Origin of the sequence: Pedobacter polysacchareus, assembly GCF_019802255.1 — a bacterium.
Classification (GTDB): Bacteria; Bacteroidota; Bacteroidia; order Sphingobacteriales; family Sphingobacteriaceae; genus Pedobacter; species Pedobacter polysacchareus.
The window spans coordinates 210,295-235,517 of sequence record NZ_JAHYSS010000001.1 but is presented as its reverse complement, the minus strand read 5'-3'; the positions used below and the strand labels follow the sequence as shown (position 1 = coordinate 235,517).

At 42.0% G+C, this 25,223-nt stretch carries 22 protein-coding genes; 8 read left to right on the top strand and 14 right to left on the bottom strand.

From position 1 onward, the window contains the following. The first annotated feature begins 4 nt into the window (after positions 1 to 4). From K7X70_RS00885 to K7X70_RS00875, 3 genes are all read left to right on the top strand, one after another. Positions 5 to 1,552 (top strand): DHA2 family efflux MFS transporter permease subunit, encoded by a 1,548-nt coding sequence (locus tag K7X70_RS00885; RefSeq protein WP_222535309.1) that lies wholly within the window; start codon positions 5 to 7, stop codon positions 1,550 to 1,552. Positions 1,553 to 1,790: 238 nt separating this feature from the next. Continuing rightward, positions 1,791 to 4,382, top strand: coding sequence for a phosphoenolpyruvate carboxylase (locus tag K7X70_RS00880; RefSeq protein WP_222535308.1), 2,592 nt, complete (start codon positions 1,791 to 1,793; stop codon positions 4,380 to 4,382). Between the two features lie 180 nt (positions 4,383 to 4,562). Beyond that, positions 4,563 to 6,047, top strand: coding sequence for a serine hydrolase (locus K7X70_RS00875; RefSeq protein ID WP_222535307.1), 1,485 nt, complete (start codon positions 4,563 to 4,565; stop codon positions 6,045 to 6,047). A gap of 136 nt (positions 6,048 to 6,183) precedes the next feature. On the opposite strand, the gene K7X70_RS00870 is transcribed toward K7X70_RS00875, so the two are convergent. The 3 genes from K7X70_RS00870 to K7X70_RS00860 form a co-directional block, all read right to left on the bottom strand. Next, the gene (locus K7X70_RS00870) at positions 6,184 to 6,768 is read right to left on the bottom strand and encodes a carboxymuconolactone decarboxylase family protein (RefSeq protein ID WP_222535306.1); all 585 of its coding nucleotides are present in this window, start codon (positions 6,766 to 6,768) and stop codon (positions 6,184 to 6,186) included. A 76-nt stretch (positions 6,769 to 6,844) separates the two neighbouring features. Continuing rightward, positions 6,845 to 7,390: a peroxiredoxin gene (locus K7X70_RS00865; RefSeq protein ID WP_062546387.1), complete on the bottom strand. Its 546-nt coding sequence runs from the start codon at positions 7,388 to 7,390 to the stop codon at positions 6,845 to 6,847. A 145-nt stretch (positions 7,391 to 7,535) separates the two neighbouring features. Continuing rightward, positions 7,536 to 9,902 (bottom strand): S9 family peptidase, encoded by a 2,367-nt coding sequence (locus tag K7X70_RS00860; protein ID WP_222535305.1) that lies wholly within the window; start codon positions 9,900 to 9,902, stop codon positions 7,536 to 7,538. A 241-nt stretch (positions 9,903 to 10,143) separates the two neighbouring features. Between K7X70_RS00860 and K7X70_RS00855 the strand changes: the two genes are divergently transcribed. Further along, positions 10,144 to 11,544 carry an aldehyde dehydrogenase family protein gene (locus K7X70_RS00855; protein WP_222535304.1) on the top strand — a complete coding sequence of 467 codons (1,401 nt, stop codon included), beginning with the start codon at positions 10,144 to 10,146 and terminating at the stop codon, positions 11,542 to 11,544. Between the two features lie 5 nt (positions 11,545 to 11,549). Here the strand turns inward: K7X70_RS00855 and ygiD are convergent, their stop codons facing one another. From ygiD to K7X70_RS00830, 5 genes are all read right to left on the bottom strand, one after another. Continuing rightward, positions 11,550 to 12,377, bottom strand: a complete 828-nt coding sequence (ygiD, locus tag K7X70_RS00850; RefSeq protein WP_222535303.1) for a 4,5-DOPA-extradiol-dioxygenase — start codon at positions 12,375 to 12,377, stop codon at positions 11,550 to 11,552. 47 nt (positions 12,378 to 12,424) lie between these two features. After that, positions 12,425 to 12,997: a YceI family protein gene (locus K7X70_RS00845; RefSeq protein WP_222535302.1), complete on the bottom strand. Its 573-nt coding sequence runs from the start codon at positions 12,995 to 12,997 to the stop codon at positions 12,425 to 12,427. Positions 12,998 to 13,080: 83 nt separating this feature from the next. Beyond that, positions 13,081 to 13,893: a hypothetical protein gene (locus K7X70_RS00840; RefSeq protein ID WP_222535301.1), complete on the bottom strand. Its 813-nt coding sequence runs from the start codon at positions 13,891 to 13,893 to the stop codon at positions 13,081 to 13,083. A gap of 9 nt (positions 13,894 to 13,902) precedes the next feature. Then, positions 13,903 to 14,439 (bottom strand): heavy-metal-associated domain-containing protein, encoded by a 537-nt coding sequence (locus K7X70_RS00835; RefSeq protein ID WP_222535300.1) that lies wholly within the window; start codon positions 14,437 to 14,439, stop codon positions 13,903 to 13,905. A gap of 105 nt (positions 14,440 to 14,544) precedes the next feature. Continuing rightward, complete coding sequence (locus K7X70_RS00830; RefSeq protein ID WP_222535299.1) at positions 14,545 to 14,943, bottom strand: HYC_CC_PP family protein; 399 nt, start codon at positions 14,941 to 14,943, stop codon at positions 14,545 to 14,547. A 94-nt stretch (positions 14,944 to 15,037) separates the two neighbouring features. Here K7X70_RS00830 and K7X70_RS00825 point away from each other — a divergent pair, with 94 nt between their 5' ends. From K7X70_RS00825 to K7X70_RS00810, 4 genes are all read left to right on the top strand, one after another. Then, positions 15,038 to 15,757 carry a peptidylprolyl isomerase gene (locus tag K7X70_RS00825; RefSeq protein ID WP_222535298.1) on the top strand — a complete coding sequence of 240 codons (720 nt, stop codon included), beginning with the start codon at positions 15,038 to 15,040 and terminating at the stop codon, positions 15,755 to 15,757. 113 nt (positions 15,758 to 15,870) lie between these two features. Then, positions 15,871 to 16,641, top strand: coding sequence for an exodeoxyribonuclease III (locus K7X70_RS00820; protein ID WP_222535297.1), 771 nt, complete (start codon positions 15,871 to 15,873; stop codon positions 16,639 to 16,641). An 11-nt stretch (positions 16,642 to 16,652) separates the two neighbouring features. Next, on the top strand, positions 16,653 to 17,897 hold the full coding sequence (gene hutI / locus K7X70_RS00815; protein ID WP_222535296.1) for an imidazolonepropionase: 1,245 nt from the start codon (positions 16,653 to 16,655) through the stop codon (positions 17,895 to 17,897). Beyond that, positions 17,897 to 18,922: a formimidoylglutamase gene (locus tag K7X70_RS00810; RefSeq protein WP_222535295.1), complete on the top strand. Its 1,026-nt coding sequence runs from the start codon at positions 17,897 to 17,899 to the stop codon at positions 18,920 to 18,922. Before hutI ends, K7X70_RS00810 begins: the two co-directional genes overlap by 1 nt. Before the next feature lie 25 nt (positions 18,923 to 18,947). Here K7X70_RS00810 and K7X70_RS00805 read toward each other — a convergent pair whose 3' ends face one another. The 6 genes from K7X70_RS00805 to K7X70_RS00780 all read right to left on the bottom strand — a co-directional run bounded on the left by K7X70_RS00805 (position 18,948) and on the right by K7X70_RS00780 (position 25,129). Then, the gene (locus K7X70_RS00805) at positions 18,948 to 19,538 is read right to left on the bottom strand and encodes a 5-formyltetrahydrofolate cyclo-ligase (protein WP_255606850.1); all 591 of its coding nucleotides are present in this window, start codon (positions 19,536 to 19,538) and stop codon (positions 18,948 to 18,950) included. A gap of 370 nt (positions 19,539 to 19,908) precedes the next feature. Then, a complete protein-coding gene (locus K7X70_RS00800) occupies positions 19,909 to 20,523 on the bottom strand; it encodes an ABC transporter ATP-binding protein (RefSeq protein WP_222535294.1) in 615 nt (204 codons plus the stop codon). Between the two features lie 9 nt (positions 20,524 to 20,532). After that, positions 20,533 to 21,318: an acyl-ACP--UDP-N-acetylglucosamine O-acyltransferase gene (gene lpxA / locus K7X70_RS00795; RefSeq protein WP_062546374.1), complete on the bottom strand. Its 786-nt coding sequence runs from the start codon at positions 21,316 to 21,318 to the stop codon at positions 20,533 to 20,535. Then, positions 21,315 to 22,727, bottom strand: coding sequence for a bifunctional UDP-3-O-[3-hydroxymyristoyl] N-acetylglucosamine deacetylase/3-hydroxyacyl-ACP dehydratase (locus tag K7X70_RS00790; RefSeq protein WP_222535293.1), 1,413 nt, complete (start codon positions 22,725 to 22,727; stop codon positions 21,315 to 21,317). The genes lpxA and K7X70_RS00790 overlap by 4 nt, the downstream gene beginning before the upstream one ends. Beyond that, positions 22,727 to 23,800: a UDP-3-O-(3-hydroxymyristoyl)glucosamine N-acyltransferase gene (gene lpxD, locus K7X70_RS00785; RefSeq protein WP_222535292.1), complete on the bottom strand. Its 1,074-nt coding sequence runs from the start codon at positions 23,798 to 23,800 to the stop codon at positions 22,727 to 22,729. Before lpxD ends, K7X70_RS00790 begins: the two co-directional genes overlap by 1 nt. 105 nt (positions 23,801 to 23,905) lie before the next feature. Next, a complete protein-coding gene (locus K7X70_RS00780) occupies positions 23,906 to 25,129 on the bottom strand; it encodes an HD domain-containing protein (RefSeq protein WP_222535291.1) in 1,224 nt (407 codons plus the stop codon). Positions 25,130 to 25,223 lie beyond the last annotated feature (94 nt).

Genomic DNA, 25,223 nt, shown 5'->3' with positions numbered 1-25,223 from the left:
CAAGATGGCCGAGAAAGGTTTAAAAAAGTGGGTGATCACGTTCACGGTAATCACAGCCTCCTTACTGGAGCTGATTGATACGACCATTGTGAACGTTGCCATCCCTCAGATACAGGGTAACCTGGGCGCAACCCTCGAGGATGTGGCCTGGTTATCTACCGGTTATGCGGTCGCGAACGTGATCGTTTTACCCATGTCCGGCTGGCTGGGGAGTCGTTTCGGACGTAAAAATTATTTCCTTTTTTCCATTGTTCTCTTTACCATCGCCTCTTTCCTTTGCGGAAATGCGACCAATCTAGAAGAACTCATCGCCTTTCGTATCCTTCAGGGGCTTGCAGGAGGAGGATTGATTTCTACCGCACAAGCCATCTTAATTGAAACCTGGCCCCGAGAAGATATCGGTATTGCCACCGCATTATTTGGACTGGGCGCCGTAGTAGGCCCTACTGTAGGTCCAACTATTGGTGGTTATTTACTGGAAGTGAGCTCCTGGCCACTGATCTTTTATGTAAACATTCCCGTCGGAATTCTCGCCGCGTACTGTACCTATACCTTTGTGAGGGAAACGCCAAAAGAAGGAAAAGGAATGCCGGTAGATTGGTGGGGAATCGCATTACTCGCGATTGCTGTAGGTAGTTTACAAACGGTTTTAGAAAAAGGAGAAAGTGAAGACTGGTTCGCTACACCATACATTACGGCATTAGCTGTGGCTTCCGTATTGGGCTTATTACTCTTCATCTGGAGAGAACTGAGCACGGATCACCCGATTGTGAACTTTAAAATTATGAGGCACCGCAGTTTCTCTGTAGGGATGTTTACCTCCTTTATTTTAGGATTCGGGTTATATGGTTCTGTGTTTGTATTTCCGGTGTTTTGTCAGAATTTATTGGGCTTCTCGCCGCTGCAAACCGGAGAATTGCTGTTCCCAGGAGGACTTTGTACGATTGTCATGATGCCTTTTATCGGGATCATGCTCAAGAAAAATATCCCTGCACAGTTTATGGCAACCATTGGAATGTTCCTTTTCTTCGTTTTCTGTTCTATGCTGAGCAACTCGACTTTACAATCTGGAACCGGAGATTTCTTCCTGCCACTGATCATCAGAGGTGTCGGTATGGCCTTACTATTTGTGCCGCTGACTACGTTGGCGATTCAGGATCTGAAAGGTGCTGAAATCGGACAGGGATCGGGACTGAACAACATGATGAGGCAATTGGGCGGATCTTTTGGTATTGCAGCCTTAACGACCTTAATTCACGTTCGTCAGGGTTTCCACCGCAGTAACTTGCTGGTGAATGTCAATGAAAACAATCCGGCCTTTACAGAGCGTTTCAATGGCTATATTCAGGGCTTTATCGCAAAGGGTTACAATTACCTGGATGCAAAATCACTGGCGCTGAAAGCAATTGAAGGTGCGGTAACCAAACAAAGTTTACTGCTGACTTACAGCGACGCCTATTGGGTGGCAGGATTAGTGCTTTTGTGCTCTATTCCATTGCTGTACTTACAGAAATTCAAGAAAAACGTTGCTATTCCGGTAGACGTACATTAACAAAAACAGCCGTTAAGAAGATTCTTAACGGCTGTTTAACCCCAAAAAATTAACAATTAATTCTGCCTCATTCCAGCGCATACGCCAAACTCGGCAATTCTTTAAAAGGAATTTGTATAACCTCTATACCTCTAAGTTAATAAATTTAGTCCAAACCCGCAATTAAATTAATTAACCGCATTATTCCCTTTTCCGAATCATTTTTGGTAGCTTAAGCGCGAAAAAATGAACCATAAAGATGATGCAGAAACAACGCGCTAAAGGCCAGAGAGAGTCCGTATTCAACAATGAGGTTGTCTCCAGATTTGAACTTTACAACAGCCTTTTCCTTACCCTTCCCTTCTACAGAGTAAAAGATACCGGAACTTTGCTTCCGCTCTTCATTAAGTATTGCGAAGATGGTGTCAAGAACCACGAAACGCCAGCAGGAATCATTAATGCATTTTTTGAAAAGTATACCCAAAATAATTCTAAGAAAGACATTATCGACCTACTTTTCCGCTTCATTCAATACATCGAACGTCAGGTGGTATTGTTTGATGCTGTTGAAGATGCCTCCTTCAATAAACTAAATGCAGAAGAAGAACACAGTGCTTTACTTGTTTATCTGAAGAAGGCGGTTGACAATCCAGCCTTAACCGAAAAAATTGAGAAACTAATTGAAGAGTTTTCCCTGAGATTGGTACTGACCGCCCACCCTACCCAGTTCTATCCTGGAAGTGTGCTGTCGATCATTACCGACTTGACCACCGCCATTAAGACGAATGACATTTCTACGATCAATCAGCTGCTGCAGCAATTGGGTAAAACGCCATTCTTCAATAAAAAATCACCTACTCCCGTAGATGAAGCTTTGAGCCTGGCCTGGTACCTGGAAAACGTATTCTATTTTGCTGCTGCCAATATCCAATCAGAGATTGACCAAAGCTTAAATGACTATAACCTGGAATCTAAAAAGATCATCGAACTTGGCTTCTGGCCAGGCGGCGATCGTGACGGGAATCCAAATGTGCATGCGGATTCTACCATTCAGGTGTCCAAAATGCTGCGTCAGATCCTTTTCAGATGTTATTACAGGGATTTTAGAAACCTGAAACGCCGCATTACCTTTAGAGGTGTAGAAGAAAACATTGCCTTAGTACAGGAAACACTATACGCACAGGCCTTTAATCCAAATATTGCTACAGAAGACATTTCTGCCAGCTTAATTGAGACCCTGAACAAGATTAAAACCACGCTTTTAGAAGACCATGACGGCCTGTTTGCTGACCTCGTTTCGGACCTGATCCGCAAGATGGAGCTTTACGGCAGTCACTTTGCTTCATTAGACATCCGCCAAGACAGTAGGGTACTAAGAGACGTGCATACTTATTGCCGCCAGAGCAAGCCATTAACAACCTTGTATCCTGAAAACTATGAAAGCCTAAATGAACAGGAGAAGATCAAAGCCATGATCTTTAAAAGCGCTAAGGTAAATTACACGGAACCAGCAAATTCATTAACAGAAGATACCCTGCAAACCATCGCAGAGATCAAGCAAATTCAGCAGATCAATGGCGAAATGGCCTGTCACAGGTTCATCATCAGTAATTGCCAGCAGGCGAGTGATATCTTACAGCTGATCGAGCTGTTCCTTTATAATGGCTGGACAGAAGATGAACTGACGATAGATTTCGTGCCTCTTTTTGAAACCGTACATGACCTTGCAGATGCTTCCGAAATCATGGAAACATTGTACAGTCACCCATTCTATAAAAAACATTTACAAAAAAGAGGCGGCAAGCAGCACATCATGCTGGGCTTCTCTGACAGTACCAAAGACGGTGGTTATTTAATGGCCAACTGGTCTATCTTTAATGCGAAAGTAGCCCTTACTGAAACTGCCGAGAAGCACAATATCCAACTGGCCTTCTTTGATGGCAGAGGCGGTCCTCCTTCCAGGGGTGGTGGTAAAACGCACCGTTTCTATGCTTCTATGGGTAAGGAGATTGCCAATAAAAACATCCAGTTGACCGTTCAGGGCCAAAGTATCAGCTCTCAATACGGGTCGATTGACAGTGCCGAATTTAATATGGAGCAACTGATCAACGCGGGAATTTCTGCTGGTATGAAGGAAAAACACAACATCCTGCTGGATCCCTTACATAAAAATCTATTGGATGAAATGGCTAAAGAAAGCTTTGAAGCCTTTGTTTCCCTACGTAAACATCCTTTGTTCCTGAGCTACCTAGAGAAATTCTCTCCGCTGACCTTATTGTCTAAGATTACGATCAGCAGCAGACCGGTAAAGAGAAATTCTGGAGAAGCATTGAAACTCGAAGACTTAAGGGCCATCAGTTTCGTCACCGCATGGAGCCAGCTGAAGCAAAACATACCAGGTTTCTACGGGATCGGAACAGCACTAAAAAGCCAGTTAGACCTTGGAAACTGGGACAAAGTGGTTAAAACTTACCAGGAATCCGGCTACTTTAAAACCATCATCGACAATTGTATGATGTCTATGAGTAAGGCAGATTTTGCCATTACTGCCCATTTTGCCAATGATAAAGAATATGGTGCATTCTGGACCATGCTGTACAACGAATTTGAGCTCTCTAAGGCGCTTTTATTGAAGCTGTCGGGACATGAGAGCCTGATGGAGAATTACCCTGTGGAGAAACGCTCTATTTCCGTTAGGGAGAAGATTGTCCTGCCATTAGTACTAATCCAGCATTACGCATTAGAACAGCTTCAAAATGACAGCATTTCTGAGGAAGAACAGCAGTCATTAGAAAAACTATCTATCAGAACCGTTTATGGTATCGTAAACGCGGGAAGAAACCTGGCTTAACTGCTATTAAAAAGGAGAACTATACTTTTCATCCCCGAAGCTTTGCTGAAATGCAAAGATTCGAATGTCTTCAAAGCATAGTTCTCCTTTTATAGATACTGCAATACACTCCTTCCTGCTACCGGATTCCACTACTAAACCGGTTAATCGCTTACACCGACTTAATGGACTATCCCAATTATGAGCACCAATCCGTACCGTTTTATTTGCATCTTTATATTTGTGTTGTTTCCGGTGATGCTGCATGCACAAACAAATCTGGAAAATCAGCAGATCGACAAACTGGTAAAAACCTTTGTAGATCTTGATCAATTTAGCGGGACTATCCTGATCGCAAAGCAGGGTAAGGTTGTGTTTAGCAAAGGTTATGGTGTGGCAAACCGGGAATGGAATGTCGCTAATACTGCCGATACGAAATTTAGAATTGGTTCGCTCACTAAACAGTTTACGGCGATGCTAATACTCCAGCTATATCAGGAAGGAAAAATCGATCTGAATGGGCATATTTCCGATTATCTACCCTATTACCGAAAGGATATTGGCACAAAAGTGACCATTCACCAGCTATTGAGCCACACTTCCGGACTTGGTGATTTCGGCAGTAGAGATGATTTCTGGGAAATCTGCAAGACGGAATATACGCCCCGGGAATTTATAGAAAAGTATTGCAGCGTGAACCTTGAGACTGAGCCTGGCCTTCGCTATCGCTATTCCAATTCGGGCTATTATATCCTTGGGGCCATCATAGAATCGTTGCGGTCTAAACCCTACAGTGAGGTACTTAAAGAAAGAATACTGGATGTGATTGGGATGAACAGCTCAGGTATGGAGATGAAAAAAGAAGTACTCAATAAGCAGGCTTCAGGCTATAACCTCCAGTATGGAAAATATACAAAACCTGATTATATCAACCTTTATGCGGTCATTTTTGCTGCAGGGGGAATGTATGCGACCGTTGGGGATCTTCTGAAATGGGACAGGGCATTGTACACTGAACAATTACTATCAAAAAAGAACCTGGAGCTGCTGTTTAAACCAAATATGGAGAAATATGCCTACGGGATAATGTTCAACAAGATGAAAATCCCTGGTCTCCCTTTTACTTCCGAGTTTTCCTCACATACCGGGGCGATCAATGGCTTCCGATCGATAATTGTTAGGGAAAAACACGAACAGCAAGCGATCATTATCTTAGGCAATACAGCCCCTGGAGGGACAAATGTAGACCTTAACCCCATCAGTAACAAGATCTATTCGATAATTAATGGCCTTAATTATGAAGAACCAAAGCTGGAAATTGTGCAGGCAATGGCGCTTAAAATCCTAAAAGGATCTGTTGAAGAAGGCATTTTATTTTATAGGAAAGAGAAACTGGAGAAAAACAGAAGATTTGAATTCAATCTGGCTGAAGGTGAGTTAAACACCATGGGGTACTATCTTTTAGCACAAGGCAAAAAAGCAGCAGCTTTAGCCATCTTCCAACTGAATACTACGGAGTTCCCGCAGTCCTGGAATGCCTTTGACAGCTATGCGGAGGCGTTGGAAGGAGCCGGACAAATCAATGAATCGATAAACAACTATAAACGGTCCCTAACACTAAATATTGATAATATTCATGCAAGAGAACGGTTAAAGTCACTAACTGGTACAACTTCCGAACCTTAATTTCAAAAAAAGAAGCTTTGCTATGAAAGGGCCTAGAAATTTTGCACTGCTTAGCGCACAAGGTTTCAGCCAATGAATAGTTAAGCTTCTTTTTTTAAATCCAACCTGATCAACCACTCAGCTGCTCAGGAACGAACTAGTAAATTACTTTTCCTGCAGAAGTAACGATGGAAGCGATACGAACCGCATCAAATACTCTTTCTTCTGTAGCGCCTAAAGCAAGGATCGAGTGTTCATGTGCATTCACACACATTTCACAGCCATTAACGGCAGAAACAGCGATGCTCATCAACTCAAAAAATTCTTTACCAGTAACCGGGCTGCTCATAATCTGCATGCGTACACGTGCAGGAATCTGAGTATATTTCTCTTTTCCTGTAAAGTGACGGAAACGGTAAAACACGTTATTTAAGGCCAATAAAGACGCACAACCTACTGCTTCAGCAATTTCTTCTGCTGTTGCTTCTTTTGCGATCGCCAATTTCTCAAAGAAATCAGTCAATACTTTATTGTTGTTATTTACAGCAATACTCAATGCAATCAATGCGCATTCTTTATCGCTCAAATGACTGGAGGTAAAAGTGCTGCTTAAGTTCAATTTTAAATCACGTACGTATCTTGAATTGCCTTTTTCTAAAAGCGTCAGACTTTCATTTCTATAATCTGGTTCAAGACCTACTACGGCTAATAATTCTTGAATTGTTTCTGTTGCTGCTGTCATGATAAATAAATTTTTGGGTAAAAGAAATCCCTGCAAAAATGCATTTTACAGGGATTCTCAGGATTAAACAGTAAAATTATACAGTTAAAGTCTCTTGACCTTTTTCCCAGTTACATGGGCAAAGTTCGTCAGTTTGCAAAGCATCTAGTACTCTGATCACTTCTTTAACGTTACGGCCAACACTTAAATCATTTACACTAGCCCAACGTACGATACCTTGAGGATCGATGATGAAAGTAGCACGGTAAGCGATTTTTTCATTTGGCTCTAAAATATCTAAAGCTTCAGCTAAAGATTTAGAAGTATCTGCTAACATTGGGAATTTCAAATCACGTAAATCATCGTGGTGAGTTCTCCATGCAGCATGAACGAATTCAGAATCCGTAGATGCACCAATTAAGGTCGTATCACGGTCACGGAATTCATTGAAGTTATTGTTAAATTCAGCAATTTCTGTTGGGCAAACAAAAGTAAAATCTTTTGGCCACCAGAACATACAAGTCCACTGGTTGTTTTCGTTGATTAAAGAATCTGAAGTAATTGTTTCGAATTCTTTACCTTTTTCGATACTAACTACAGCAGTTTTTGAGAATGATGGGAATTGTTGACCTATATTAATCATAATTTTTTGTTTTTTAATTTCGTGCTACAAAGGTAAGGCTATATACCCTCAAATGCAACCAAATTCAAGAGATAACAGATACTTAATACTGATATACATATAGACAAAAACTATACATCAGTATTAAGAATTAGTTTTTCTCTATTTACTTTTTCAAAGTCGTTTCGAACAATTTATAAATGCGTTTATACTCATCTGTCCAGCTTGAAGGCTCCACAAAACCATGATCTTCAACGGGATAAACAGCCAACTCCCAATTGTCTTTACCCAGCTCAATGAAGCGCTGAGAGAGCCTCACGATGTCCTGGAACTGCACATTCACATCAACCATACCATGGCACATCAGCAAATTGCCCTTTAAACCATTGGCAAAATAGATCGGAGAACTGCGTTTATAGGCGAGTTCATCATTATATGGTTCATTTAAAATATTAGAAGTATAGCCATGGTTGTAATGCGCCCAATCGGTTACCGACCTTAAAGCTGCCCCACTAGCAAAAACGTCCGGTTCGTTAAATAAGGCCATCAGCGTGATGAAACCACCGTAAGAGCCTCCATATAGCCCTACATGCTTCGGATTTACATTATATTTCTCTACCAGCATTTTCACGCCATCCACCTGATCGGTCAGGTCTTTTCCGCCCATGTGCCTGTAAATTCCGGTACGGTGATTTCTGCCATACCCAGAACTTGCCGTATAATCGATGTCGATTACGGTATAGCCATTGTCGGCCAGCATATTATTGAACATATACTCTCTGGAATATTGGCTCCACCAGTAATGCACATTTTGCAAATAGCCTGCACCATGTACAAAGACTACAGCAGGACGATTTGGATGCGGATTTTTAGCCGGATAAACCCTGGCATAAACATCTGCTCCGTAACGATTTTTAAAAGAAACCAGATCTGGTTCCCTCCATGCATAAGCTTTGAACTCTTCCGAAGTCGAATGGGTTACCTGAACGGCTTTTGCACCTGGTTTATTAGGCTGAATGTACAGCTCCCAGGGTTTATTCATATAAGAATAATTAATGGCCAGCCATTTTTCATCCGGCGAAAGCGTCACTTCATTTCCACCTTTCATACTGGTTAGTTGCACCAATGGGCCACCATTTACATCCAGTTTATAGAACTGAGTGATTCCAGGATGGTCTTTATTTGCGGTGATATAGAAGGTTTTCTTGTCTTTTGAAAGCTCTAGCTTCTGCACTTCCCAGTTTCCGGAAGTCAGTTGTTTTTTCTCTCCGCTGGCGATATTTGCCAGGTACAAATGGCTGTATCCTGAAGCTTCACTTTGGAAATAAAAGCGGTTTTGATCTACCCAGCCTACATTTCCCCAGCCAATCCCAGGGCCGCCGATCCAGGCTTCATCTCTTTGTCTGTCTACGATGCTTAAGTTTCCTGTGGCGGCATCCAGTTTCAAAATCCAAAGGTCTTTATTATCCTGTGCATCGGCCAGCATGATGGCAGCTGTTCCTGCCTCATTCCAATATGGTCCACTAAGATTCACCTGGCGATCTTCGTTTTTCTTCTGGCGTTCTGCCAATTGCTTAGGATAGTCTTTTACGTAATCCGGAAGGTCTTTAATTCCAGGAATCTGCTCCGTATGCACACTATACACAGTGTCTCGCTGCTGGTCATAAATATAGCTCTGAAAACTGGGCAATGGCTCTCCTACCTTAGTTCTGCCGGCTATATCCTCTACATATCCAGAAGCGGTGATGAAATTGGGAACGATCGTATTTATAGTGCCCGCAGCAGGTGTCATCAGCTTATAGCTCACATATCTGCCATCTGGACTCACGATTAATCCATTCAGGAACTTTTCCTCCAGATAGATCGGTTTTATCGTTTTCTCCGGCTTTTCTGGTGTCAGGTTCGCAAAACGCCCCCTTACTGGATTTCCTTCTTTGTTTCTTTTTTTAATGATGTCAAAAAGCTCAGTTTGTTCGTCTTTGAGCCAGGTACTTTGAATGGTAGGCTTGCCTTTATCAGCTGTATTTCCGGATTTTCCCTTTACAAAATTCGTCAGCTGCGTAATTTCATTGTTCTTCAGGTTGAGCGTAAAAAGATTATCACCACGCTGAAAAACCACTGTCCCATCTTTTAAAAAACGAGGGTTACTTTCTCTTTCTATGGTGCGGGTTAATCGTTGCTCTTGCTTGGTTTTCGGATAATATAGGTACAGATCCCCGGATTTTTCAACGATACCAAGCGACCGGTCTCCCGAATAAATATAATCGGCACCAATAGCTGCGGTTTTCAGCTTTTCATCCGACTGCTCTCTTTTTAAGGAAGTCGTCTGCACTTGAAATCCTTCTGATTTATCTTTATTTTCAGGATTCCAGTCAAAAAACAGGACTTTACTATCCGCAGCCCAGCGGAAATTTGTGGGTGCTACGCCGATCCATTTCTGATCACGCATGATCTTTTCAACACTGAGCGCTGAATTTTGCTGGGCCTGAGCACTCGCCCCTGAAAGCAGTAAGAGGGTAAATAATCTTTTCATTTTATCTATTTTGATGGTTCTAGACCGGCATACCTAATTACCCGGTCGGTTGGTCTGTTACTTATGTTAAACGGATTCAAATATTTTTTAATCATCACAGAAGGCCTGCTCCTAGCTGTAGCGTTATACCATTCGATAATTTTAGATACCGCGCTTCAATATGAGCAGAAGATCGTTTCATTTTGTATATTTAGTAACCTCAGCAGAGGTCCTTTTCATTAGCATCACCTAGCCGGCATTTATGATACAAACTATTAACTCCGTTTTTAAAGCACAGCAAGCGTATAAATATACACTTAGAAACAGCAATGCGACGCAACGAATTAATAAATTGAGTGCTTTAAAGAGCAGTATACAGCTGTATGAAAAAGAAATCTATGCGGCCTTGCAGAGCGATTTAAGAAAGAGCGAATTTGAGTCGGCAATTACCGAAGTTGTTTTTATTTACAGCGAAATAGATTATGCCATTAAAAACCTGAGCAGCTGGATGCGTCCGTTAAAAGTAGGGAAAACGATTACGGCACTAATGGCAAAAAACAGGATCTATTACGAACCAAAGGGTGTTTGCCTAATTATTTCACCTTGGAATTATCCTTTTCAGCTGATGATGGCCCCTTTAATTTCGGCCATTGCCGCAGGAAATTGTGCCATCCTAAAGCCTTCAGAATTAAGTTCTGAAACCAGTTCCATCATCTGCCGGGTGATTGAAGAATGCTTTGAAGAATCAGAAGTTTGCTGTTTTGAAGGGGATGCCACGCTCTCTACGCACCTGCTGAGTTTGCCCTTTGATCACATCTTTTTTACAGGAAGTACTGCTGTAGGAAAGATAGTGATGGAAGCTGCAGCGAAAAACCTGACCTCTTTAACCCTGGAACTAGGCGGAAAATCACCGACACTCATTGATGAAACGGCTAATCTGGACATCGCCGCCTCCAAAATTGCCTGGGGGAAGCTCACCAATGCGGGCCAAACCTGTATTGCGCCAGATTATATCCTGATCCAGGAATCGTTACAAGCAGCATTCATAGAAAAATATAAGGCGGCAGTTCAGCGGATGTTCTTTAGAGAGGACGGGGAACTCAACCTCTCCAGCTATGCTAAAATCATCAATAAAAAGCATTTTAATCGCATCCAGGGACTCGTTGATGATGCTGTATCAAAAGGAGCCAAACTCCTTTATGGTGGCCCTGGAAACGAGTCTACACAGACCATTTTACCGACCGTATTAACCGGTCTACCAGAAAATGCAAACATCATGAAGGAAGAGATTTTCGGCCCTGTATTGCCTATTATCCCTTATAAAACGATGGAAGAGGCCATTGCATTCGTCAATAAAATGGACAAACCTTTGGCACTTTACCTCTTTAGTCAGGATAAAAAACAGATTCAGCAGGTCATTAGAAGCACCAGCGCAGGCGGAACCTGCGTAAACGATGTGCTGATCCACATCAGCAATCCTAAATTACCTTTTGGCGGGGTTAATGGCAGCGGATTAGGCAGTTGTCACGGTCAATTTGGATTTAAAGCTTTTTCTCATGAAAGAGCCGTTGTTTTTCAATCCAAATTGGACATGAGCAACCTGATTTATCCTCCTTATGAAAAAAAAGGATGGGTATTGAAATGGCTAAGGAAATTGATGTAAAATCTCTAACCAATTCTGACAGAAGTCATCGTTAAAGATCCGGCAACAGCCTTATCATTAAAAAGTGTAACCGGTTCCTGGTCATTTTTCAAACCTAAGGTATACATCAGCGGCAAGTAATGCTCAGGCGTAGGAATGGCCAGCATTGCTGCTTTCCCTAGAGTCTGATAAGCCTGTAAAGGCTGATGCTCGTTATTCAGAATCAACTGTTTAAACTGGTCATTGATCTCTAAAGCCCAATCGTAACCACCTCCATTGATCATTTCCCAGCTCATCATCCTCAGGTTATGCACCATATTGCCGCTGCCCATAATGAGCACCCCCTTCTTACGGAGTTCATACAGCTCTTTAGCCAATTCGTAATGAAACCTGGCATCTTTTGTATAATCGATACTCAATTGTACCACAGGGACATTGGCTTGTGGATACATATGCCTTAAAACCGTCCATGCGCCATGGTCTAAGCCCCAATCGTGGTCTAAACCGACCTCCACACTATGGATCAGTTTTTTTGCAGCAATAGCCAGATCGGGACTTCCTGGAGCAGGATAATTGACATCAAATAAAGCCTGCGGGAAACCTCCGAAATCATGAATCGTACTCGGGAAGTCCATCGCTGTTAAATGGGTCCCTTTCGTAAACCAGTGTGCGGAAACTACGATTACAGCAGTTGGAACAGGAATATTATGCGCCATATTGGCCCATTCTGCACTGAACTCATTGTCTTCAATCCCATTCATAGGAGAACCGTGTCCCATAAATAAAACGGGCATTAAGTAATCCTGAAGCGGTAAATGCTGGCTAAAAGTTCGGAATTGAGATAAATTGGTCATGATGATGAAGTAAAAAAAAGGGGGTCTCCCCCCTAAATGTCCTATCCTTATTTTGCCTGAACAAATTCCAGGTTCAAAGAGATCTTAACGTCTTTAGCTACGCCCATTCCTGTTGGATCAAATTTGATGTTATAATCCAGACGGTTAATGGTGGTACTAGCTGCAAAACCAGCTTTTGTTGTTCCTTTATCGTCCGTATGCGTTCCACCGAAAACCACATTAAACTTTACATCTTTCGTGACGTCACGAATGGTCAGCTTTCCTGTCAATTCATAATTATTTCCACTCATTTTTTTGAAAGACGTGCTCACAAAGGTCATGTTAGGATATTTTTCGGCATTAAAGAAATCATCAGATTTCAAATGTTTATTACGTGGCTCTACACGTGTGTCTATGCTATTTACATCTACTGTAAAATTGACTTTAGCATCTGTAAAATCTGCTTTAGCAGCCTCTATCGTACCATCAAACTTATTGAATGCACCATCTACGAATGAAATTCCCATGTGACCAACAGAAAAGTTCACAAATGAGTGCATAGGGTCAAGCTTCCATTTCGTTTGTGCGAAAGACGCCACGCTGATCGACAGCACAACCAGTAATAAAAATACCTTTTTCATAATTCTATATTTTAGTGATTTACAAATGTATAACGAATTAAAAGGCAGATTGTTGATGTATGATAAGAAATACCGTCGGCAGATTATTTTAGCACATTATAAAAATTGAATTCTGCCCTCAGCATGTACATGTTTTTATTGTACCGGTTGGCCACATTGCCTGCTACTTCAAACCTATAGCCCAAATCTATCCGTGTTCTGCTGTTGATAATCATCTGCACTGCTGGTGCAAAATCTACATAAGACCTTCCATTTTCAGGATTCGTCTTCCCCAAAACCTCGAAATAAAGGTTGAAATTTGGTTGATTGTAATTCTTATAAACAAATGGAAGTACCAGATAACCAGAAGAAAGACTGTACCCCAGCATCTGATTTGGCTGAGGCATACCCAGCTGCTGTTTACTATCGGGCTCAAAAGACTTGGTATAACTTAAAGTAGTCGATAAAGCCAGCTTATGCAACAATTGAGTGAAAACCAATCCGCCCTGAACACCGGAATTGTCACCTTCCAGATTGATGTCTTCAGAAAAAGTAGGCCTGCTGCTGGTACTGATTCTTCCAAATGCAGCCATACGAAAATGGCGTTTCATCTCATCTATAGAAAGGAACCTGTATTTCGCATATAAACTGGCTCCTTCTGCTTTGTAGCTCCCATCCATGTTGGATAAAAAGCCTTGTGCATGTACCATCAGGTTCTTATTAAAGCCTAACATGAGCTCTGGAGTGGTTCTAATCGAGAAGTCAGGGTTTACTCTGCCTTCATTAGTCAATCTAATACCAACGGATTTTGCCGGCATGTTGCTGGCAGGCTCGGTAAACACATATAATTCCTGCGCCTGAGCACTGGTACCCATCGCAATCGCGATGGGTACCAGTAAAAATTTAAAAAATCTCATGCTTTACTGTTAGATGCTTAAGTGATAAATACGTGTCTTTTTACCGTTTACCAAACCTTCACCATTAGCATAAGTATCAGATTTCAACTGCGCAGCTTTTTTCTTAAATGCCGAACCAGAGATAAAGTTTTTGTCGACCACCGTTGCCGTTACCGGTCCGTTTAAGGTCTGATTTTTCTGATTTAAAAACTGGTAAACATGGTTTCCGGCAATAGCCATTCCTTTTTCATCTACCCTAGTGTTGTTAAAATTGAAAACAGCAGTTAGGTTCCCTACAGAAAATCCTGCAGCTTCTACTTTCTTTCTAATCTGGTCGATATTTACCGCTTTATCCTTCTTAAAAGTAATGGCAAATAGGTTTTTATTTAAATCCGGCTCAATCGCGTCTACAAAATCTAAAGTTCTCAAAGACTTTTCAGTAGCCTGAGAACACATAGAGCAGGTTAAACCGGTTACCTGTAACTCAGCAGTAGTAATTTGTTGTGCAGATGCTTTACCTGCGATTAAAACGATAGAAAGTATGATTAGATTTTTAATAGTATTCATGTGGATATAATTTATGTGTTAATAATGAACTCGTTGACAGCGAAATACGAACGCGTCAAAGCCCTCACAGCAAGCTTGCCGCAAGGAAAATAAATTATTCCTGGTTTAATTTCTGAATACGCAGTTGAACGCGTGAAGAGAGAGAATGGAAGAGAGTGGCGGAGCCTTATTTTCTACGCTACTGAATAGTGTAGGCAGCAATTGTCTGAAAACCTCCGCAATCATTGGACTAAAGAACATTTCCAGGCTAAAATCCATTGGAAGTTTGACTTTCGACCCTACCTGATGGCTGTCTTTAATCTTCGCTTCAACCGATTTGTCCTTACAGCAATCGCCAGAAAGCTGCTTTTTTTCCGATGCTTTACAGGCACTGCAACTGGCAGTTTCTATCCAGCGAATCTCGGAAAGCTTGCCCCCACAAAAGTGCATATTCAATGCAAATCCGATCATCGTGATCAGGTAAAATGCACATAGGCCCAGTGTAAGTTTTTGTCGCAGCTTCATGTTTTAACAAAACTAGTCATAATTATGAGAGAAAACGACTGCCCCTTTTAATAAAGCAGATTTACCTTAACTTAGCCCTAAATTTGACTAAATAATGAAGAAATTCTGTGTACTTATCTTGTGTCTTTGCTTCAGCACCGCCTTTGCTGCAAAACCAAAACACCAATATGTAAGGCTAAAAACCGATCAGGGAGAATGTATCATCATGCTCTACAATGAAACCCCGCTGCACCGGGATAACTTTCTGAAGTTGACGAAGAAAGGCGTTTACAACAATACCTTATTCCACAGGGTGATCAAGAATTTTATGATTCAGGGCGGCGATCCGAGCACTAAAAATGCGAAACCCGGACAGCAGCTTGGAGAAGGAAGCGTTGGCTATACTGTTCCTGCAGAATTTCGCGATAGTTTGTTCCATAAAAAAGGCGTATTAGCGGCCGCCCGCGACGACAATCCAGAAAAGGCATCCAGCGGCAGTCAGTTTTACCTGGCTCAGGGCCGCAAGTTTACTGATGAGGAATTGGACATGACTGAAACAAAAAGGTTAAAAGCAAAAATCCCGGCCTATCAGCGTGAAGTTTATAAAACGATTGGCGGCGTACCACACCTAGACCGCAATTATACCGTTTATGGAGAAGTGGTGAGAGGGATCGACCTGATTGATCAGGTCGCTGGCGTTGAAACCGATAAAAATGACCGCCCAGTAGTAGATGTCAGAATGACAATTACGGTTTTGAAACGCCGAGAGGTAAAAAAACTGGAGAAAGAAATGAAACGTCAGGAAGAATTAGTGACTGACGCTTCGGCTTATTAATCGCCCCCCTTTAAGCGCTTCCCCAAAAAATGCTGAGCTATATTTAGCACCAATAAACATCACCTGTAAAGGAAACAAATCCCTTTCAGAGACACTATAACACAACAATACTGATGAAAATCATCTCTTACAACGTCAACGGCATACGTTCTGCCACTACAAAAAATTTCATTGGCTGGTTACAGACTACCGATGCCGACATGGTTTGCCTGCAGGAAGTTAAAGCATTGCCGATCCAGATTCCAGAAATCCTGGCCTTAATTGAACAGCTCGGCTACCACCATTACTGGTTTCCAGCAGAAAAAAAAGGATACAGCGGCGTGGCCATTTTAACAAAAATCAAACCTAATCATGTAGAATATGGCTGTGGAGAAGAATGGATCGACAAAGAAGGACGTATTCTCCGTGCAGACTTCGACAATTTCTCTTTAATGAGTGTTTACCTGCCATCTGGCTCCAGTGGAGACGACAGACAGGTTAAAAAGTATGAATTTATGCGTTTTTTTGACCACTATATCGGAGAATTAAAGAAAGAGTATGCTCATCTGATCATTTCCGGAGATTACAACATCTGTCATACGGCAATCGACATTCATAATCCAAAATCTAACGCAAATTCCTCAGGATTTTTACCAGAAGAAAGAGAGTGGATGGAAATGTTCCTGACAAATGGCTTTATTGACACTTTCAGACATTTCAACAAGGATCCGCACCATTATACCTGGTGGAGTTTCAGAGCCGGTTCCAGAGGAAAAAACCTGGGTTGGCGTATCGATTACCATTTGGCCAGTAAACCAATGTTGGAAAGACTAAAAAACGTGACTATTTTAGCAGATGCCGTTCATTCTGACCATTGTCCGGTGATGTTAGAACTCACCACTTAACCACTTTAACCATGGCTTCATTACTCATCACCCACATCGGAACCCTCGTTGGCTTACATCCTAAAGGGCTGAAGATGCTCAGAGGTGCCGAAATGGCACAACTTCCGCTTTTGGAAAATGCCTGGCTCCTTTGTGAAGATGGGCTGATCAGTGACTTTGGAACCATGAATGCCCTCCCGCTGCAATTGCCAAATGAGCTCGAAACATGGTCTGCGGAAGGTGGTTATGTACTGCCTTCCTGGTGTGACTCCCATTCTCATATTGTTTTCGCCGCCCCAAGGGAGGAAGAATTCGTGATGAAAATTGCAGGGAAAAGCTATGAAGAAATTGCTGCTGCGGGAGGTGGAATCCTAAATTCCGCAGCAAAAATGCAAGTCGCAGACGAAGAAGCACTTTTTGAGGCGGCTTCCCTGCGCTTAAACGATGTGATCCGCCAAGGTACCGGCGCTATAGAGATTAAAAGCGGTTATGGCCTGTCTTTAGCCAGTGAACTGAAAATGTTGCGGGTAATCCGCCGACTAAAAGAAAGCTTTCCGATTCCGGTAAAAGCCAGTTTTCTAGCTGCACACGCCTTCCCCCTTGCCTATAAAAATGACCATCAGGGGTATATTTCGCTGATTATAGACCAAATGCTGCCAAAAATTGCAGACGAAGGTCTGGCAGATTATATGGATGTATTTTGTGAACAAGGATTTTTCTCCGTTGAGGAGACAGATCAATTGCTGACTGCCGCGGCACAATATGGCCTCAAGCCAAAAATCCATGCGAATCAGCTTTCCATATCAGGAGGCGTACAAATCGGCGTAAAACATCAGGCCGTCTCTGTAGACCATCTGGAAGCCACTGATGAGGCTACCATCGCATCACTGACTGAAGGAAACACCATCGCCACCCTACTGCCATCCTGTTCTTTTTACCTGGGCATTCCTTTTGCCAATGCACCTGCGCTAATCCAGTCCAATGTCCCTGTGGCACTTGCCAGCGACTATAACCCAGGATCTACCCCATCCGGCAACATGAATTTTGTGCTTTCTTTAGGCTGTATCAAATTAAAAATGCTGCCAGAAGAGGCTATAAATGCCTGTACCCTAAACGGAGCGGCAGCAATGGAACTGAGCGCCCTGACAGGCAGCATTACGAAAGGAAAAAAAGCGAACCTGATCATTACCAGACCACTATCCTCTCTGGCTTTTCTGCCTTACAGTTTCGGACAATCCCAAATAAAGACGCTGATTCTTAACGGTAAAATCTACTAATGGAAGCCTTAAAAACATACGATAAAGCGAGAATTTCAGCGCTGGTCAATTCAAGAGCAGGCGAAAGCAAAATTGGCGAACAGGTACTTCTATTTTCTGGATGGGAGCAGTTGAAAGATAGCCCTGCTCGCTTTGTGCTGCTGGGCATTCCAGAAGACATTGGCGTTCGTGCCAACCAGGGCATTGCCGGTGCGGCTACAGCCTGGATTCCGGCCCTAAAAGCCTTATTAAATACACAAAGCACCCATTTTTTATCAGGAAATGAACTAATGGTGCTCGGACATTTTGAATTCCCAGATCCAGAAAAAAACAATTTAGAGCACATCGATTCGGAAAACATCGGCCTGAAAAACACCAATATCGAGAATACCGAGCTTGAAAATGCAGTTGCCGATATTGATGAACAAGTTTATCCAGTTATTCAAAAAATCATAGCAGCAGGAAAAACGCCCATCATTATAGGCGGAGGCCATAACAACGCTTATCCGATTCTTAAAGGATGCTCCCTGGGCTTTGAAAAACAGATGGATGTGCTCAACATAGATGCCCATGCCGATCTTCGTCCTGCAAAAGGCAGACACAGTGGAAATGGCTTTAGTTATGCCTTAAAGCATGGATTTCTACAGCATTATTCCATTTTCGGCCTGCATCAAAACTATAACAACAGCGCTATTTTAACTGAAATTTCAAAAAATCAGCATATAAATGCTGTATTTTTTGATGACTTGTTAGGTATAGACCACAGTTACCTGATTGAACTGCAACCCCTTCTTTCTGGCTTAACCAATCCCACTGGATTGGAAATAGACCTTGACTGCGTAGAAAATATGCTCTCTAGCGCTTTTACCCCCTCAGGATTCCATCTTAACGACATCCGGAAGATCATCCTTCAAACGAAGAAAAAATTCGCCTATATGCACTTATGTGAAGCTGCCACCAAAATGAGCGACGGGAGAGAAAGCACTGCTCCCGCAAAAACCATTGCTTATCTGGTGACTGATTTTATAAAAGCCCAGCTCCGTTAAGGCATAAAACAGCTAAAAAGATCATTCAGGATATCGGGAAAACGTAAGTCTGGTTTGGCGTAATACAACGATCAAGCTGCACATCATGCGCGTTGACATTGTCAATTTCAACCAATTCATCTAATAGCGACAGGCCGATCTTTTCCGTCCTTATTCCTTGTAAGAATCGGTCGTAGAAGCCTTTTCCATACCCTACACGGTACCCATTTCGATCAAACGCAATCAAAGGCACGATTACCATCTGTATCTCTCCCTCATGAATTTTTGCCTTTGCAGGCTCCAGAATCTGATAGGCATTCATTTCCAGGTCGTCCATACCCTCAAAATAATGAGGTGTCATTAATGAAGTTTCAAAATCCGCCCTTGGCACCACAATCTTAATCTCCGGATGATGCACTTTCAGCCAATTGATGATCAAAAAAGTATCCGGTTCATTCTGGGACTTAATGGGTAGGAAAATGTGAAGGGTTTTAACCTTGGATAGGTCGAGCAGTTTAAACTGCTCCAGTAGCTTTTCAGTAAGTTCCTGCACCTCTTCTGGAGAAAGCGCCTTTCTGATGGGTAAAATTTGTTTTCTGATGCCTGCTTTGTCCATATTTCTTATTGCTGATTCCAAAACCCAGCAGTGGTATTAGGAAGCTCAAGATACAAATAAAGGGAAAATGAATGGCATGGGCGCTGCCATTGGCGAAAAAAACCTGTAAAAAAAGATGGCTTCGGGAACCACTCCGAAGCCACAATCAACCTAAACCTAAAACTAAACTATGAAAATTCTTATTTTATTATCTTTATATATTTCCCCTGTTTTCACAGGTTCTTATTTTGTCATTTTATCTGAAATATTACTGACCCTCAGGTCCTTATTTCGTTCTGCAAAGGTAAATACTATTTTTGAATCTCACAATAGTATTTTAAAAAAATATTTATTTATACGCTTTTCTTCGTTTAAACGCCTTTCAAGGGCGAAAAAAAATAAAAACATGACATTATTTATAGTCAGTTACCTGGATGAAATGCTCACAAAATGAATACTCGACCTCCTGATTTGACCCTACTATGACTAATCTTTCGTCGGTAAAATCAGCGATTAAGCGCAAATACCAGTCTACTCCCTGTTGATCCAGGTTAGACGTTGGCTCATCTAAAAGCAAAATTGGTGTACTGCTGCAAAAGGCTAAAGCGAGTTTGGTACGCTGTTTCATTCCCGAAGAGAAGTATTTTAAAGCCTTATCCTGCGACTTCTTCAGTCCCAGCAACTCTAACACCCCTTCCTTGGTCATGTCCTTGTACAGCCCTTTAAATTTGAAATGGAAATCTATCGTCTCTTCGAGCGTAAACTCTTCGATTAAATCGAGGTAAGGTGCGGCGAAGCTGAGGTGCTGATAAATGTTTTCGACGGGAACAACTTTCTCCTTCTGATAGCTGATTAAACCCTCAGAAGGAGATAAATTACCGAGAATCATGCTCAATAAGGTCGACTTTCCCGAACCATTTGGTCCGAGGATAGCGTAAGTACCAGGGGCCTTGAATTCATAACTGAGGTTACGAAAAATCCACTCCTGGTTGAACCGTCTTCCGGCCTTATCTAAACTGATTTTCATCAATATGTATTAGCTACCAGAACCAAAGCCCTTCATCACCCCTCTATTCGAGTTTCTGATGAATTCTAAGATTTCGTCTCTGATTTCTGTAGGTGCGAACTCTGCTTCAATCATGTCCAATGCTTTACTTACATTGTTGTGTTTCACAAATAATACGCGGTAAATTTCCTGAATTTCATTGATTTGTTCCGAAGAAAACCCTCTTCTTCTCAAACCAACAGAGTTGATCCCGGCATAAGAAAGTGGCTCACGAGCTGCTTTCACATACGGAGGAACATCTTTTCTCACCAATGAACCACCGGTTACAAAGGCATGAGAACCCACTTTTACAAACTGATGGATCGCGACCAAACCGGCCAGAACCACATAATCACCGATGGTGATGTGACCTGCAAGTGTGGTGCTGTTAGAGAAAATACAGTGATCACCTACCTCACAATCATGAGCAATGTGAGAATACGCCTGAATCAGACAGTTGCTGCCGATCACCGTTTTCCATTTATCTTTTGTACCTCTATTGATGGTTACGCACTCTCTGATCGTGGTATTATCGCCAATTTCTGCAGTCGTTACTTCTCCTGCAAATTTCAGATCCTGAGGCACTCCAGAGATCACTGATCCTGGAAATACCCGACAGTTTTTACCAATTCTAGCGCCATCCATGATGACCACATTTGACCCGATCCAGGTACCTTCCCCAATTTCTACATCCTTGTGTATCACTGCAAAAGGCTCAATTACTACATTATCGGCAATTTTTGCCTGCGGATGTATATACGCTAAGGGTTGTATCATGATACGGTTTCGCTTTCTTTTACTTTAACAATTTGGGCCATCATCTCTGCTTCCACCACAACTTTACCACCTACCATGCCGACACCTTTCATCTGAGCGATACCTCTTCTGATGGGCTCCATTAAGTCACACCTGAACACGATCGTATCACCAGGTAAAACCTGGGCTCTAAAACGTACATTGTCAATTTTCAAAAACAAAGTCAGGTAATTTCTTGGATCTTCAACGGTACTTAATACTAAAATACCACCGGTTTGTGCCATTGCTTCGATTTGGATTACACCTGGAAATACCGGTGCTCCTGGGAAGTGTCCTTTAAAGAACTCTTCGTTCATCGTTACATTCTTAACACCAACTACGTGTGTTTTAGACAATTCCAAAATCTTATCGATAAACAGGAATGGCTGTCTGTGCGGCAGAATATCCATAATCTGCACCACATCATATAATGGTTTTACAGATGGATCATAGATATGCTGTACTTTTTTATTTTTCTCTTTTTTAATGGCTGCTTTGATTTTCTTAGCAAAAGCCACATTGGCAGCATGTCCAGGTCGAGCAGCCATGATATGACCTTTTAAATGCACCCCTACCAAAGCAAGGTCACCGATCATATCCAACAATTTATGTCTTGCAGGCTCATTTTGGTGACGCAATTCCATATTATTTAAAATGCCTTGAGGAGCCACTTCTATCGCGCTTCTGTTGAAGATTTTCGCCAGGTGGTCTAACTCCTCTTTAGTCACTTCTTTATCAACAATCACGATGGCATTGTTCAAATCTCCCCCTTTAATCAGGTTATTTTGAAGTTGGTATTCCAATTCGTGAAGGAAACAGAAGGTCCTGCAGGAAGCAATTTCTTTTTTAAATTCTGCAATGCTGGAAATTCCAGCATGCTGACTACCCAAAACAGGAGAATTATAGTCGATCATACAGGTAAATCTGTAATCGTCTAATGGCATCGCCACAATCTCCACTTTTCTATCTGGTTCTGTATAAGTAATGTTATGAGGAATCGTGAAATACTCACGGTCTACACTTTGTAACTGGGCACCTACACTTTCCAGTGCTTCCAGGAACATAATCGCGCTGCCATCCATGATTGGCGTTTCCGGGCCGTCTAACTTAATCAATACGTTATCCAGGTCCATTCCCACCAACGAGGCCATTACATGCTCTACTGTACTGATGCTAGCGCCATTTTGAGAAATTGTAGTTCCTCTTGCTGTATCCGTAACGTTGTCACAATCAGCATCCACAATCGGACTACCCGGTAAATCGGTTCTTTGAAATTTAAATCCGTGATTTTCTGGTGCCGGACAAAAAGTAAGCGTCACATTTGCTCCGGTATGCAGGCCTACTCCAGATACAGAAACTTCGCCTTTTATGGTTTTTTGCTTCACATTCATTATTTTGCTATTGTGCTGTTTTGTTCAATTATTGCTTTGAGTTCTGAGATCGTATTTTCTAATGCTCCGATTCGTTTTTCGACCGTTGGCAGTTGTTTAAAGATCACTGAAGCCCTCATCCAGTCTCTTAAAGGCTGTGCGGGGCTGCCATGCCATTGTTTAAATTCGGTGGTGGTATTGAAGTTGATTCCTGCCTGAGCACCAATCTGAGTTCCTTTTGCAAGGCTGAGGTGACCGGCAATACCAACTTGTCCGCCAATAACCGAGTTTTCACCGATTTTTGTGCTGCCGGAAATTCCGGTTTGTGCGGCCACTACAGTGTGAGCGCCTACATCCACATTATGTGCGATTTGAATCAGATTGTCCAGTTTTACTCCTTTTCTAATGAAAGTAGAGCCCATTGTTGCCCGGTCTATCGACGTATTTGCACCAATCTCAACATCGTCTTCAATCACCACATTGCCGATCTGTGCAATCTTCGTATACGTGCCATCTGGTTGCGGCGCAAAGCCAAAACCATCACTGCCAATTACGGTATTTGCATGAATGACGATGTTATCACCAAGCACAGAACGGTTGTATATTTTTACGCCAGGAAAAATCTGACAGTTGTTTCCAATTAGGGTATCTGCACCTACGAATACCTGCGACTGGATTTTGGTATCATTACCAATCACCACATTTTCACTGATATAACTGAAGGCTGCAATGAATACATTCTTACCAATTTTTGCAGAAGGATGGATGAAACATGGCTGCTCAATACCTGACTGCGCATTCATCTGGTTGATCACTTCATTGTATTTCTCCAGTAAAACTGAAAACGCACTGTAAGGATCAGCCACTTTAATTAAAGTGCTTTCTATAGGCTGAGAAGGAAAAAAATCATTCCCTACGATGACAACTGAAGCCTTCGTGGAGTATAAATAGTTTTCATATTTAGGATTAGACAAAAAACATAAAGACCCAGCAGTACCATTTTCTATCTTAGAAAGTTCTGTTACCTTAGCATTTTCATCGCCTTCAATGGTGCCATCTATAAATTCGCTTATCTGCTTGGCAGTAAATTGCATCGTACAAAGTTAAGTGTTAAATTGATATGAACAAATAAACCTATTTAGGTTATCTCTGCACAATCTAAAAACGGGATTAAAAATTAATTATTTTGTTAAAAAATGCTAAATCATTCTGGGATAGCACAGTATATGTTTGGTTACGGTTTTATCTAAAGATTCTAAATTAGATAAATCTGATGCTTTTGCAATGTCAATAATGGTATTATTTTTCATCAAAATATTGATATTCCCACTTCCTGCGTTGTAAGCGCGGTTTTCTATCTGATCTGTAAAGACAAAGTAACCAATCTCATGAGTGTTAAGCTGTAGGCTTTCAGCAGCTTTTTCTTTCAGTTTTTGAACGCGTTCCAAATCCGGTGCTTCCGAGCTGATCTCTACTTTATAGAGATTGCGGCTGATAAACATGGTGCATAACTGCGATAAAATCGGATCATGATGGTCTCTCCAAACCTTTACTGAGGTGAAAATATCCTGGTCGTCCAGCTTGGAAAATGCCTGCAGGTGAACTTCATCCCGGAAAAATTCTTGTTTATTGACGTCGTTTTTTAAGAAATGCTGCAGTGCTGGTGTGGCAAAAAGCGTCTCCTTTCTGCCGGAAAGCTCCTTCGCGCGTTCCAGTATCCTAACCAGCAAATATTCACCGGCGACTACTGTTTTATGGAGGTATACCTGCCAATACATCAGTCTGCGGGCAATCAGGAAGTTTTCAATGGAGTAAATTCCTTTCTCTTCGATCACCAATTCCCCATCCAATACATTGAACATTTTGATGATGCGGTCGAAACTGATCACTCCTTCGCTCACGCCCGTAAAAAAACTGTCGCGGTTGAGATAGTCCATACGATCCAGATCCAGCTGACCAGAAACCAGCTGCGGTAAGAATTTTTTTGGATAATCGCCTTTAAAGATGTTGATGGCCATAGTTAGTCGGCCTCCAAACTCTACATTCAGCTTTTCCATGATCAGCATAGAAATGGCTTCATGGTGAATTCCATTCACCAGGGTATGTTCCAGCGCATGGGAAAAAGGCCCATGTCCGATGTCATGCAGTAGAATGGCAATTGTAGCCGCTTCTTCCTCTTCTCTACTGATGGCCTGGCCTTTACTTTTCAGGATTTCCAAAGCGAGGCTCATTAAATGCATTGCACCAAGCGCATGATGAAACCTGGTGTGCAGGGCTCCTGGGTACACCAAATGGGTCATCCCCAATTGCTTGATATACCGCAACCGCTGAAAGTATGGGTGTGAGATCAAGTCAAACACGATTTCAGAAGGGATATTTATGAAGCCATAGACCGGGTCATTTATGATTTTCTTTTTGTTCAATCCTTACAAATAAAATTATACGGTACAAAAATTGCTATTTTTATCCATACTAAGAAAGAGAAATACTTTTTTGAAAGATTTAATTTTATTTTAT

Bases quoted from the DNA above. Each gene is read 5' to 3' on its own strand.
- K7X70_RS00885 (WP_222535309.1), top strand. From the start codon at position 5: ATGGCCGAGAAAGGTTTAAAAAAGTGGGTGATCACGTTCACGGTAATC.
- K7X70_RS00880 (WP_222535308.1), top strand. From the start codon at position 1,791: ATGATGCAGAAACAACGCGCTAAAGGCCAGAGAGAGTCCGTATTCAAC.
- K7X70_RS00875 (WP_222535307.1), top strand. From the start codon at position 4,563: ATGAGCACCAATCCGTACCGTTTTATTTGCATCTTTATATTTGTGTTG.
- K7X70_RS00870 (WP_222535306.1), bottom strand. From the start codon at position 6,768: ATGACAGCAGCAACAGAAACAATTCAAGAATTATTAGCCGTAGTAGGT.
- K7X70_RS00865 (WP_062546387.1), bottom strand. From the start codon at position 7,390: ATGATTAATATAGGTCAACAATTCCCATCATTCTCAAAAACTGCTGTA.
- K7X70_RS00860 (WP_222535305.1), bottom strand. From the start codon at position 9,902: ATGAAAAGATTATTTACCCTCTTACTGCTTTCAGGGGCGAGTGCTCAG.
- K7X70_RS00855 (WP_222535304.1), top strand. From the start codon at position 10,144: ATGATACAAACTATTAACTCCGTTTTTAAAGCACAGCAAGCGTATAAA.
- ygiD (WP_222535303.1), bottom strand. From the start codon at position 12,377: ATGACCAATTTATCTCAATTCCGAACTTTTAGCCAGCATTTACCGCTT.
- K7X70_RS00845 (WP_222535302.1), bottom strand. From the start codon at position 12,997: ATGAAAAAGGTATTTTTATTACTGGTTGTGCTGTCGATCAGCGTGGCG.
- K7X70_RS00840 (WP_222535301.1), bottom strand. From the start codon at position 13,893: ATGAGATTTTTTAAATTTTTACTGGTACCCATCGCGATTGCGATGGGT.
- K7X70_RS00835 (WP_222535300.1), bottom strand. From the start codon at position 14,439: ATGAATACTATTAAAAATCTAATCATACTTTCTATCGTTTTAATCGCA.
- K7X70_RS00830 (WP_222535299.1), bottom strand. From the start codon at position 14,943: ATGAAGCTGCGACAAAAACTTACACTGGGCCTATGTGCATTTTACCTG.
- K7X70_RS00825 (WP_222535298.1), top strand. From the start codon at position 15,038: ATGAAGAAATTCTGTGTACTTATCTTGTGTCTTTGCTTCAGCACCGCC.
- K7X70_RS00820 (WP_222535297.1), top strand. From the start codon at position 15,871: ATGAAAATCATCTCTTACAACGTCAACGGCATACGTTCTGCCACTACA.
- hutI (WP_222535296.1), top strand. From the start codon at position 16,653: ATGGCTTCATTACTCATCACCCACATCGGAACCCTCGTTGGCTTACAT.
- K7X70_RS00810 (WP_222535295.1), top strand. From the start codon at position 17,897: ATGGAAGCCTTAAAAACATACGATAAAGCGAGAATTTCAGCGCTGGTC.
- K7X70_RS00800 (WP_222535294.1), bottom strand. From the start codon at position 20,523: ATGAAAATCAGTTTAGATAAGGCCGGAAGACGGTTCAACCAGGAGTGG.
- lpxA (WP_062546374.1), bottom strand. From the start codon at position 21,318: ATGATACAACCCTTAGCGTATATACATCCGCAGGCAAAAATTGCCGAT.
- K7X70_RS00790 (WP_222535293.1), bottom strand. From the start codon at position 22,727: ATGAATGTGAAGCAAAAAACCATAAAAGGCGAAGTTTCTGTATCTGGA.
- lpxD (WP_222535292.1), bottom strand. From the start codon at position 23,800: ATGCAATTTACTGCCAAGCAGATAAGCGAATTTATAGATGGCACCATT.